At 74.3% G+C, this 11,524-nt stretch carries 7 protein-coding genes; 6 read left to right on the top strand and 1 reads right to left on the bottom strand.

The window, feature by feature from the left end:
• The first annotated feature begins 206 nt into the window (after positions 1–206).
• Positions 207–1,196, top strand: coding sequence for an adenosine deaminase (locus tag NP777_RS41140; protein WP_256655291.1), 990 nt, complete (start codon positions 207–209; stop codon positions 1,194–1,196).
• A gap of 10 nt (positions 1,197–1,206) precedes the next feature.
• On the opposite strand, the gene NP777_RS41135 is transcribed toward NP777_RS41140, so the two are convergent.
• On the bottom strand, positions 1,207–3,651 hold the full coding sequence (locus NP777_RS41135) for a molybdopterin oxidoreductase family protein (protein ID WP_256655290.1): 2,445 nt from the start codon (positions 3,649–3,651) through the stop codon (positions 1,207–1,209).
• Between the two features lie 160 nt (positions 3,652–3,811).
• On the opposite strand from NP777_RS41135, the gene NP777_RS41130 reads away from it, so the two are divergent.
• From NP777_RS41130 to NP777_RS41110, 5 genes are all read left to right on the top strand, one after another.
• Positions 3,812–4,705 carry a sirohydrochlorin chelatase gene (locus tag NP777_RS41130; RefSeq protein WP_391858676.1) on the top strand — a complete coding sequence of 298 codons (894 nt, stop codon included), beginning with the start codon at positions 3,812–3,814 and terminating at the stop codon, positions 4,703–4,705.
• On the top strand, positions 4,702–6,204 hold the full coding sequence (locus NP777_RS41125; protein WP_256655289.1) for a deoxyguanosinetriphosphate triphosphohydrolase: 1,503 nt from the start codon (positions 4,702–4,704) through the stop codon (positions 6,202–6,204). The genes NP777_RS41130 and NP777_RS41125 overlap by 4 nt, the downstream gene beginning before the upstream one ends.
• 265 nt (positions 6,205–6,469) lie before the next feature.
• Positions 6,470–7,765: an NAD(P)/FAD-dependent oxidoreductase gene (locus NP777_RS41120; protein WP_256655288.1), complete on the top strand. Its 1,296-nt coding sequence runs from the start codon at positions 6,470–6,472 to the stop codon at positions 7,763–7,765.
• Between the two features lie 75 nt (positions 7,766–7,840).
• On the top strand, positions 7,841–9,784 hold the full coding sequence (dnaG, locus tag NP777_RS41115; protein WP_256655287.1) for a DNA primase: 1,944 nt from the start codon (positions 7,841–7,843) through the stop codon (positions 9,782–9,784).
• Positions 9,785–10,234: 450 nt separating this feature from the next.
• Positions 10,235–11,497 (top strand): RNA polymerase sigma factor, encoded by a 1,263-nt coding sequence (locus NP777_RS41110; protein ID WP_449343559.1) that lies wholly within the window; start codon positions 10,235–10,237, stop codon positions 11,495–11,497.
• Positions 11,498–11,524 lie beyond the last annotated feature (27 nt).

Below are 11,524 nucleotides of genomic sequence, written 5' to 3'. Positions count from 1 at the left end.
CCCCCCCCCCCCCCCCGCCCCGCCCCCGACACCCCCCCCCCCCCCCGCACCCCCCCCCGCCCCCCCCCCAGCATCCGTTCCCCCTCCCGCCGCACCGATCCGGTCGCGCTGTGGGACGCCGAGGAGGGGAGCGGCGGTTGCCCCACCGCCGCCCGGATAGGGTGAGTGACCTCCCCGTCAGCGAAAACCAACAGGTGATCCACGCCATGCCCCCGATTCCCACCGCAGAGCTCCATCTCCATATCGAGGGCACCCTGGAGCCCGATCTGGCCTTCGCGCTCGCCGAGCGCAATGGGGTCGAGCTGCCGTTCGCCACCGAGGAGGAGCTGCGGGCCGCGTACTCCTTCGGTGACCTCCAGGACTTCCTGGACCTCTACTACGCGCTGATGACCGTGCTGCGCACCGAGGACGACTTCGCCGACCTCACCGACGCGTATCTGGCCCGCGCCCGTGAGCAGGGCGTACGGCATACGGAGATCTTCTTCGACCCGCAGGCGCACACCGCGCGCGGCGTGGAGATCGACACGGTGATCCGCGGGATCTGCCGCGCGCTGGACGCCGCGCCGCGGACGTACGGCATCACCACGCGCCTGATCATGTGCTTCCTGCGCGACGAGAGCGCCGAGTCGGCCCTGGCGACCTTCGAGGCGGCCCGGCCCCACCTGGACCGGATCGCCGCCGTCGGCCTGGACTCGGCGGAGGTCGGGAACCCGCCGTCGAAGTTCCGCGAGGTGTACGCGCTGGCGCGGCAGGCCGGACTGAAGTGCGTGGCGCACGCGGGGGAGGAGGGGCCGCCCGCGTATGTGTGGGAGGCGCTCGACGTCCTCGGCGTGGACCGCGTCGACCACGGGGTGCGGAGCCTGGAGGACGAGGCGCTGGTGGCCCGGCTGGTCGCGGACCGCACCCCGCTGACCGTCTGCCCCCTGTCGAACGTCCGGCTGCGCGTCGTGGACCGCCTCGAGGACCATCCGCTGCCCGCGATGCTGGACGCCGGTCTGCTGGTGACGGTCAACTCCGACGACCCCGCCTACTTCGGCGGCTACGCGGGTGACAACTACACCGCCGTAAGGGACGCGCTCGGCCTCGACGAGGCCGCCCTGCGCACCCTGGCCCGCAACTCCTTCCAGGCCGCCTTCCTCGACGAGGAGACGCGGGCGGCGTACCTGACGGAGGTCGAGAGCTGGAGCCGAGGCTGACCGGAAGCCGTCAGCCCTCGACCGGCTCCAGCCGCACCGCGCACACCTTGAACTCCGGCATCCGCGACACCGGATCCAGCGCCGGGTTCGTCACCGTGTTGGCCCGCCCCGGCCCCGCCCAGTGGAACGGCATGAACACCGTGTCCGGCCGGATGTCCCGGCTGATACGGGCCGGGGCCACGGCGCGGCCGCGCCGGGAGACCACCGCGATCGGCCCGCCCTCGGTCACCCCCAGCCGCTCGGCGAGCAGCGGGTGGAGCTGGACGTAGGGGCCGGGCGCTGCCTCGTTGAGCTCGCCGACGCGCCGGGTCTGGGCGCCGGACTGGTACTGGGCCAGCACCCGGCCCGTCGTCAGCAGCACCGGATACTCCGCGTCCGGCTCCTCGGCCGCCGGGCGGTGGCTGACCGGGGCGAAGCGGGCCCGGCCGTCGTCGGTGGCGAAGCGGTCGAGGAAGAGGCGGGGGGTGCCGGGGTGCGGGTGGGGCCCCGGGCTTACGGAGCCGGTTCCCTCCGTGCCCGTTTCCGCCGTGCCGGTTTCCGCCGCGTCGACCCCCGCCGCGTCGGCCCCCGCCGCGTCGGCCCCCGCCGCGTCGGCCCCCTCCGTGCTGGCCCTCTCCGTGTCGGCCCTCTCCGCGTCGGCCCCCTCCGTGTCGGTCCTCTCCGTGTCGGCCCTCTCCGTGCCAGCCCCCTCCGTGCCGGTCCCCCCCGTCCCGTCCCGTTCCGCGCTCTCCGGACACGGCCAGAACACCCCGTCCTCCGCCGCGATCCTCCGGTACGTGATGCCCGAGTAGTCCGCCGGGCCCCCGGCCGAGGCCCGCCGCAGCTCCTCGAAGACCTCCTCCGGGTCCGCCGGGAACCCCTTCTCCCAGCCGAGCCGGGCCGCGAGCCCGCCCAGCACCCACAGGTCCGTCCGGACGCCCGGCGGCGGGGTGAGGGCCGCCCGGCGGAGGAGGACGCGGCCCTCCAGGTTGGTCATGGTCCCGGTCTCCTCGGCCCACTGGGCCACCGGCAGCACCACATCGGCGAGCGCGGCGGTCTCCGAGAGCACGACGTCCGCGACCGCCAGGAAGTCCAGCGACCGCAGCCGGGACTCCACATGCGCCGCGCGCGGGGCGGAGACCAGCGGGTTGGAGCCCATCAGCAGCAGCGCCCGGACGTCGCGTCCGAGCGCGTCCAGGAGTTCGTACGCGCTGCGCCCCGGCCCGGGGAGGTCGTCGGGTTCGACGCCCCAGACGGCCGCCACATGGGCACGCGCGGCAGGGTCGTCCAGCTTGCGGTAGCCGGGCAGCTGATCGGCCTTCTGGCCGTGTTCGCGGCCGCCCTGGCCGTTGCCCTGGCCGGTCAGGCAGCCGTAGCCGGACAGCGGGCGGCCCGCGCGGCCGGTGGCCAGGCACAGGTTGATCCACGCGCCGACGGTGTCGGTGCCCTTGGACTGCTGCTCGGGACCCCGGGCCGTGAGCACCATGGAGCTCTCGGCGTCGCAGAACATCGTGACGGCCTTACGGAGCTCAGGAACCGGGACGCCGGTGATCCGCTCCACCAGTTCCGGCCAGTGGGCCATCGCGGCGGCCCGCGCCTCGGGCCAGCCGCTGGTGCGCCGTTCGACGAACTCCTCGTCCACCCGGCCCTCCGCGACCACCAGGTGCAGCAGCCCCAGGGCGAGCGCGAGATCGGTGCCGGGGCGCGGCGCCAGATGCAGATCCGCCTGCTCGGCCGTGCGGGTCCGCCGGGGATCGACCACGATCAGCCGGCCGCCCGCCTCCTTCAACTCGGTCAGATAGCGCAGCGCGGGCGGCATGGTCTCGGCCAGGTTCGAGCCGACGAGTACGACGCATCCGGTGCGGGCCACGTCCGCCAGCGGGAACGGCAGCCCGCGGTCAAGACCGAAGGCCCGCTGATGGGCGGCGGCGGCCGAGGACATGCAGAACCGGCCGTTGTAGTCGATCTGTGAGGTGCCGAGCACCACCCGGGCGAACTTCCCCAGCGCGTACGCCTTCTCGTTCGTCAGCCCGCCGCCACCGAAGACCCCCACCGCGTCGCGGCCGTACGCCCGGCCGGTGGACTCCAGGCCCTCGGCGATCCGGTCGAGGGCCTCCTCCCAGGTGGCCGGTTCGAGCCGGCCGGTGTCAGGGCGGCGGACCAGCGGCTCGGTCAGGCGCACCCGGGAGGAGAGCACGGCGGGCGCGGTGCGGCCCTTACCGCACAGCGCGCCACGGTTGACGGGGAACGCGGTGCGCTCGACCACCTCGACACCGCCCGGCCGCCCGCCCGGCCGCCCGCCTGGCCGCCCGCCTGGCCGCCCGTCCGGCCGACCGCCCGGCCCGTCACCGGGTCCGCCGCCCGGCGGCACCGGGCGCAGCGTCATACCGCACTGCAGCGAACAGTAAGGGCAGTGCGTATCGACGGGGTCGGAGGAGGCGGGAGAGTGCTCCCCGGTAACCGGAACGTGCGCCATGCGAAGGAGCGTGCTACGGCCGTGTTACAGCACGCGTCACCTCGCATTACGCCCGCGGGAAGCGGACCTCAGCACGGCGCCGGGCAGCCGGTGAAGTCGACGCAATCACCCGTGACGGCGGCGCAACGGCGGCGCAATCTGCCGCTGCCAGGCTCTCGCCATGACGCCCCAGCCTGTTCCTTCCGGTCCACCCGGCCCTCATGGCCCCGACGGTGCGGCGGACTTCGACAGCGCCCAGCGGATCATGACCCGGTTCACCGCCCAGCTCACCACCCAGCTCGACCGGCTGGGCCACGACGGTGTCCGCCGGGGCGGCCGGGATCGCGCGCCGACGCTCGTCGCCGTCGCCCACGGCAGCCGGGACCCCGAGGCGCTGCGCACCGTGCACGCCCTCCTGGACCGCGTCCGCGCGCTCCGCCCGGGACTGCCCGTACGCCTCGGCCATATCGAGCTCAACCGGCCGCTGCTGACTGACACGCTGGCCGCGCTGCGCGGCGAGACGGTGCTCGTCCCGCTGCTGCTGAGCCGCGGCCACCACATCAAACAGGACATTCCGGAGGCCGTCGCCGCCGCGCCCCACCTCGCCGTCCGGATCGCCGCCCCGCTCGGCCCGGACCCGCTGCTCGCCGAGGCCCTGCACGCCCGGCTGGCGGAGGCGGACCGACGGGCCGGGGGCTCGCCCGGCCCCGGCGTCGTCCTCGCCGCCGCGGGCTCCCGCGACCCGGACGCGGCCGTCGACACGGCCCGTACCGCCGCCCTGCTCAGCGCCCGGCTCGGCGGGATCCCCGTGCTGCCCGGCTACGCCTCCGGCTCCGGTCCCACCGTGCCCGAGGCCGTACGCGCCCTGGCCGCGCTCGGCCACGACCGGGTCGCGGTCGCCTCCTACTTCACCGCGCCCGGCCGCTTCGCAACCCAGTGCGCGAGCGCCGCCACCGGCCCCGCGGCCGCCCCGCTCGGCGCCCATCCGGCGGTGGCGCGTCTCGTACTGCGCCGTTACGAAGAGGCGCTGGCCTCTGCGCCCTTGTCGCACCCGGCGGCTACCGTCGGGGTATGAGCCCCAGCGCACCCCCTGGACCCGAACCGGATTCGGCCGCCGCGACCGGTGCCCCTTCGGCCGGTGTCCCCTCGACCGGTGGCCCTTCGGCCGGTGTTCCCTCGGCCGGTGCCCCTTCGGCAGGTGTCCCCTCGGCCGGTGCCCCTTCGACCGGTGCCCCTTCGGCCGGTGTCCCCTCGGCCGGTGCACCCGAGGCCGACCCGCGCCGCGTCCCCGGCTACGCCGCGGCGGACCTCGAGCGCTGGGCGCCCGAGCCCGACAAGCGGCCGGGCCGTACCGCCTTCCAGCGGGACCGGGCGCGGGTGCTGCACTCCGCCGCGCTGCGCAGACTGGCCGGGAAGACCCAGGTGGTGCCCGCCGCACCGGCCGCCGACCCCGGCCCCGCCGGGCGCGCCCCGGCCTTCGACGCCACGCCCCGCACCCGGCTGACCCACTCCCTGGAGTGCGCCCAGGTGGGCCGGGAGCTGGGGGCCGCCCTCGGCTGCGACCCGGATCTGGTGGAGATGGCCTGTCTCGCCCACGACCTCGGCCATCCGCCGTTCGGGCACAACGGCGAGCGGGTGCTCAACGAGATCGCCGAGCCCTGCGGCGGCTTCGAGGGAAACGCGCAGTCGCTGCGGCTGCTGGCCCGGCTGGAGCCGAAGCGGTTCGTGCCCGACCGGGTCACCGGCGAGCCGCTGAGCGTCGGGCTCAACCTCACCCGCGCCGCGCTGGACGCCGCCACCAAGTACCCCTGGCCGCGCGGCGGCCATCCGCACAGCCCCCGCTCCCCGAAGTTCGGGGTCTACGAGGACGACGTCCCGATCTTCGAGTGGTACCGGCAGGGCGCCCCCGAGGGCCGTACGACGTTCGAGGCCCAGGTCATGGACTGGTCCGACGATGTCGCCTACTCCGTCCACGACGTCGAGGACGGGCTGCACGCGGGCCATCTGAACCCCGCGAGCCTGCTCGCCGACCCCGAGCGCCGCGAGGTCTTCGCCGTCGCCGCCGACCGCTACGCCCCGGGGGCCGAGCCCGATGAGCTGGCCGAGGCGCTGGACCGGCTGCTGGGCCAGGAGTGGTGGCCGCACGGCTACGACGGCTCGTCCGTCGCCCAGGCCCGGCTCAAGGACGCCACCAGCCAGCTCATCGGCCGCTTCTGCCTGGCCGCCGAGGGCGCCACCCGCGCGGCGTACGGCACGGGCCGCTTCACCCGCTACCACGCCGAGCTGGTCGTCCCCCGCGCCACCCGCCTGGAGTGCGCGGTCCTCAAGGCGGTCGCCGACCGGTATGTGATCCAGCGCGCCGACCAGGAGTTGGTCCGGGCCGATCAGCGCGTGGTCATCGCCGAGCTGGGCGCAGCCCTGATCGCCCGCGCCCCGCACGGCCTGGACCCCCAGTTCCGCGCGCTCTTCGACGCGGCCGGGGACGACCGGGGCCGGCTGCGGGCGATCGTGGACCAGATCGCCTCCCTGACCGACACCTCGGCCCGGGGGCTGCACGCCCGCCTCACCGGTTGACGCCGGAAGCCGAGCCGCCCGCCGGATACGGCTTCCGCGCACACATACGGCCTACCGGCCCTTCCGGACGCACGCGTGGTGCGGGAGGCTCCCCTGTGACACAGCTTTCGACGCATCTTCCCGGCACTGGCTTTATCCGCTTTATCCGCACGGTTTCATCGGCACGGCTTTCAGGACGGCTTTCGGAGCGCACGACCTGACACGACCGGGGTAAGGCACTCATAGAGAAACCGCTCGGCACCGCTCGGCAGCGAGGAGGACACAAGTGGTGGACGCACACCAGACATTCGTCATCGTCGGAGGGGGCCTGGCCGGGGCGAAAGCCGCGGAGACCCTTCGAGCGGAGGGATTCACCGGGCGGGTGATCCTCATCGGTGACGAACGCGACCACCCCTATGAACGGCCCCCGCTCTCCAAGGGCTTCCTCACCGGCAGCCAGGAGCGCGACAGCGTCTTCGTCCACGAGCCCGCCTGGTACGCCCAGTCCGATATCGAGCTCCACCTCGGCCTGCCCGCCGTCCACCTGGACCGCGCCGCCAAGGCCGTCACCCTGGGCGACGGCACCCGGGTCCACTACGACCGGCTGCTGCTGGCCACCGGCGCCGAGCCGCGCCGCCTCGACATCCCCGGCACCGATCTGGCCGGGGTCCACCATCTGCGCCGGCTCGCCCACGCCGAGCGGCTCAAGGGCGTCCTCACCACCCTCGGCCGGGACAACGGCCAGCTCGTCATCGCGGGCGCGGGCTGGATCGGCCTCGAGGTCGCGGCCGCCGCCCGTGGCTACGGTGCCGAGGTGACCATCGTCGAGCCCGAGCCCACCCCGCTCCACCCCGTGCTCGGCCCCGAGCTGGGCGCCCTCTTCGCCGACCTCCACGGCGAGCACGGCGTCCGCTTCCACTTCGGTGCCCGCCTTACCGAGATCACCGGCCAGGACGGCATGGTGCTGGCCGCCCTCACCGACGACGGCGAGGAGCACCCCGCCCACAGCGTGCTGGCCGCCATTGGCGCCGCCCCGCGCACCGCCCTCGCCGAGGCCGCGGGCCTGGAGGTGGTGGACCGCGCGGCGGGTGGCGGCATCGCGGTCGACGCCTCGCTGCGCACCAGCGACCCGGATGTCTTCGCGGCCGGCGACGTGGCCTCCGCCCCGCTCGCGTTCCTCGAGGGCACCCCCGTACGGGCCGCGCTGCCGCCGAGCGCCCGGCTGCGCGTCGAGCACTGGGCCAACGCCCTGAACGGCGGCCCGGCGGCGGCCCGCGCCATGCTGGGCCAGGACGTCGCGTACGACCGGGTGCCGTACTTCTTCTCCGACCAGTACGACGTCGGCCTGGAGTACTCCGGCTACGCCCCGCCCGGCAGTTACGACCAGGTGCTGGTGCGCGGCGACGTCGGCAAGCGGCAGTTCATCGCCTTCTGGCTGAACGACGGCCGCCTGCTCGCGGGCATGAACGTCAACGTCTGGGACGTCACCGAATCGATCCAACGGCTCATCCGCGGCGGTCAGCGGCTCGACCCGGCGGCCCTGGCCGACCCGGCCGTCCCGCTCGCCTCGCTGCTCCCGTAGCCGCCGGGGCACCCATGCGCCGGGGTCCGGCAGGCGGCGGACAGCCGTGTCGGACCCCGGCCGTAGAATTCGGGCGTGGCAGGCAGGATCAACGATGACGACGTGAAGGCGGTACGGGCAGCGGTCCCGATCGACGCCGTCGTATCCGAATACCTCCAGCTGCGGAACGCGGGGGGTGGCAATCTCAAGGGCCTGTGCCCCTTCCACGACGAGAAGAGCCCGTCCTTCCAGGTCAGCCCCAGCAAGGGGCTCTACTACTGCTTCGGCTGCCAGGAGGGCGGCGACACGGTCGACTTCATCATGAAGATCGACCACCTCTCCTTCGCCGAGACCATCGAGCGGCTGGCCTCCCAGTCCGGGATCACCCTGCGCTACGAGGAGGGGGGCTACACCCCCGGCCGCCAGCAGGGCGAGCGCACCCGGCTGGTCGAGGCCCACAAGGCGGCCGCGCAGTTCTATGTGGAGCAGTTGGAGCGCCCCGAGGCGGAGATCGGCCGGAAGTTCCTCGCCGAGCGCGGGTTCGACCAGGCCGCCGCCCAGCACTTCGGTGTCGGCTACAGCCCGGCGGGCTGGGACCACCTGGTCCGCTTTCTGCGCGGCCGCGGCTTCACCGACCAGGAGCTGATCCTCTCCGGACTCGCCCAGGAGAGCCGCCGCAATCCGATCGACCGCTTCCGGGGCCGGCTGATGTGGCCGATCCGGGACATCTCCGGTGAGGTCGTCGGCTTCGGCGCCCGGAAGCTCCGCGACGACGACAACGGCCCGAAGTACCTCAACACCCCCGAAACCCCGCTTTACCGGAAGTCCCAGGTCCTGTACGGCATCGACCTCGCCAAGAAGGAGATCGCCAAGTCCAGCCGGGCGGTGGTCGTCGAGGGCTATACGGACGTCATGGCCTGCCATCTCGCGGGGGTCACCACGGCCATCGCCACCTGCGGCACCTCCTTCGGCGGCGACCACATCAAGATCCTCCGACGGCTGCTGATGGACAACTCGGGTGCCGAGGTGGTCTTCACCTTCGACGGCGACGCGGCGGGCCAGAAGGCGGCCCTGCGTGCCTTCGAGGACGACCAGAAGTTCGCCGCCGAGACCTACATCGCGATCACCCCGGGCGGGATGGACCCCTGCGACCTACGGCTCGCGGAGGGCGACGCCGCCGTCAAGTCGCTGGTCGAGAGCCGCACCCAGCTGTTCGAGTTCGCCATCCGGCAGATCATCGCGCGCCACAACCTGGACACGGCGGTGGGGCGCGCCGCCGCGCTGGAGGAGGCGGCGCCCGTCGTCGCCGGGATCAAGAACAGCTCCATCCAGCACGAGTCGGCGGTCCATCTCGCGGGTCTGCTCGGCATCCTCGACACCCAGTTCGTCGTGCGGCGCGTCTCGCAGCTGGCCCGCTGGGCGCGGGAACGCGGCCGCGGCGCGGGCGGCGACCAGCGCGGCCGGGGCGACCAGCGCGGCGGTCCCGGGGGCGATGGACCGCCGCAGCGCCACCGGGGCGGCCCGGAGACCCAGGGGGCGCCGCCGACCCCGCGCGGACCGGCCCTGAATCTGCGCAGCCCCGCCCATCGCGTCGAGCGCGAGCTGCTCAAGCTGGCGCTGCAACACCCCCATCTGGTCTCCCCGGCCTTCGACGCCTACGGCATCGACGAGTTCACCGCCCCGCCGTACGCGGCGGTGCGCCGCGCCATCGAGGACGCGGGCGGCGCGACCGCCGCGGACGCCGACTATCTCGCCCGGGTCCGGGAGGCGGCGCCCGACGACACGGTCCGGGCGATGGTCACCGAGCTCGCCGTCGAACCGCCGCACACCCGCCGCGACCCGGACGAGGCGTACGCGGGGGTGCAGTTGGTGGCCGTCCGGCTGGCCGCGGTGAATCACCGCGTGACCGAGGTGCGGGGCACCCTCCAGCGCCTGGGGCAGCAGGCCGACCCGGCCCACCTCGCCGCCGTGCAGAACGAGTTGTGGGTGCTGCAGCAGTACGGCCAGTCCCTCCGGGACCGGGGCGCGGCGGCGCTGTAGGACGAGCGGGCGCTCGGGGTGGGCGGCTCGGGGCGGGCGGCTCAAGGGCGGGCGGGCTCGGGGCGGCGGAGGCGGCCGGGGCGACAGGTGCGGCCGGGCGCGGCCGGGCGCGGCCGGGGGCGGCAAGGGCGGCCAGGGCCCGCGGATGGGTTCCGGCCAGCGCGTTCATGCCCCGGCGGGCGGGCCCGGGGGCTCGCCGTAGTCGCCGGGTAGTCGTACGGTCACGGGCCGCTGAGCAAAAAGTGCCCGCACGCCCCTCGTGGCGGGCCTGTGTCGTACTCCACACTGGGATGCGGTGCCTGAGTCCTCGGAGCGCGGCGGTGTTGGCCGGGTAGGGCCGGAATCCCCCGCAGAGTCGCTCAAGATGTACGGGACGGACGGCGGCGCGGCCGCCGTGCCGTACCCGATCGTTCTGCCCCCTCAGCAGCGATCACCCTGGAGGTCGCCCCCGTGCAGACCCAGACCCTCACCGACGCGGCCCTCGCGGCGCACCCCCTGTCCCCCCACTCGCCCCGCGCCACAGCGGTAGCGCCGGCCATGCCCGAGGACTCGGCGGACCTCGTCGCGGAAGGCGTACCGGATACCGGCCAGGACGCCGCCGCACCGGACCCCGTGGCGGAGCTCGCCCCCGGCACCGCCCCGGCCCCCGCGCCCGACGGTGCCGCCCCCGAAGCGGAGCCCGCCGAGCCCGCCGAGCCCGCCGAGCCCGCCGAGCCCGCCGAACCCGTCGAGCCCACCGAGTCGGTCGAGGCCGTGGAGCCCGTCGAACCGATCGAGCCGCCCGCCCGCGCCGACACCAGCGGCCCCTCCGCGGACCTCTTCCGCCAGTACCTCCGTGAGATCGGGCGGATACCGCTGCTCTCCGCGGTCGAGGAGGTCGAGCTGGCCCGCCGGGTCGAGGCGGGCCTCTTCGCCGAGGAGAAGCTCGGCAACACCCCCGATCTCGACACCCAACTCGCCCTGGACCTGGACCGGTTGGTGGTCCTGGGCCGAATGGCCAAGCGGCGGCTGATCGAGGCCAACCTCCGCCTCGTCGTCTCCGTCGCCAAGCGCTATGTCGGCCGCGGCCTGACCATGCTCGACCTGGTCCAGGAGGGCAACCTGGGCCTGATCCGGGCGGTCGAGAAGTTCGACTACGCCCGCGGCTACAAGTTCTCGACGTACGCCACCTGGTGGATCCGCCAGGCCATGTCCCGCGCGCTGGCCGACCAGGCCCGGACGATCCGGGTCCCGGTGCATGTCGTCGAGCTGATCAACCGGGTGGTCCGGGTCCAGCGCCGGATGCTCCAGGAGCGCGGCTACGAACCCACCCCCGAGGAGGTCGCCGCCCATCTCGACCTGCTCCCGGAGCGGGTGAGCGAGGTGCTGCGGCTGGCCCAGGAGCCGGTGTCGCTGCATGCGCCGGTGGGCGAGGAGGACGATGTCGCGCTCGGCGACCTCATCGAGGACGGCGACGCGGCCTCACCCGTGGAGTCCGCGGCCTTCCTGCTGCTCCGCGAGCATCTGGAGGCCGTGCTGTCGACGCTCGGCGAGCGCGAACGCAAAGTGGTGCAGCTGCGGTATGGACTGGCCGACGGCCGCCCCCGCACGCTGGAGGAGATCGGCCGGATCTTCGGGGTGACGCGGGAGCGGATCCGCCAGATCGAGTCGAAGACGCTCAACAAGCTCCGCGACCACGCCTTCGCCGATCAGCTGCGGGGCTATCTGGACTAGCCGCCGCCCCCCGGCCCCCGCCCACAC

It is taken from the genome of Streptomyces rugosispiralis (assembly GCF_024505145.1).
Classification (GTDB): Bacteria; Actinomycetota; Actinomycetes; order Streptomycetales; family Streptomycetaceae; genus Streptomyces; species Streptomyces rugosispiralis.
Note: the sequence above shows the minus strand (reverse complement) of the source record. Positions and strands in the feature narration are given on the sequence as shown.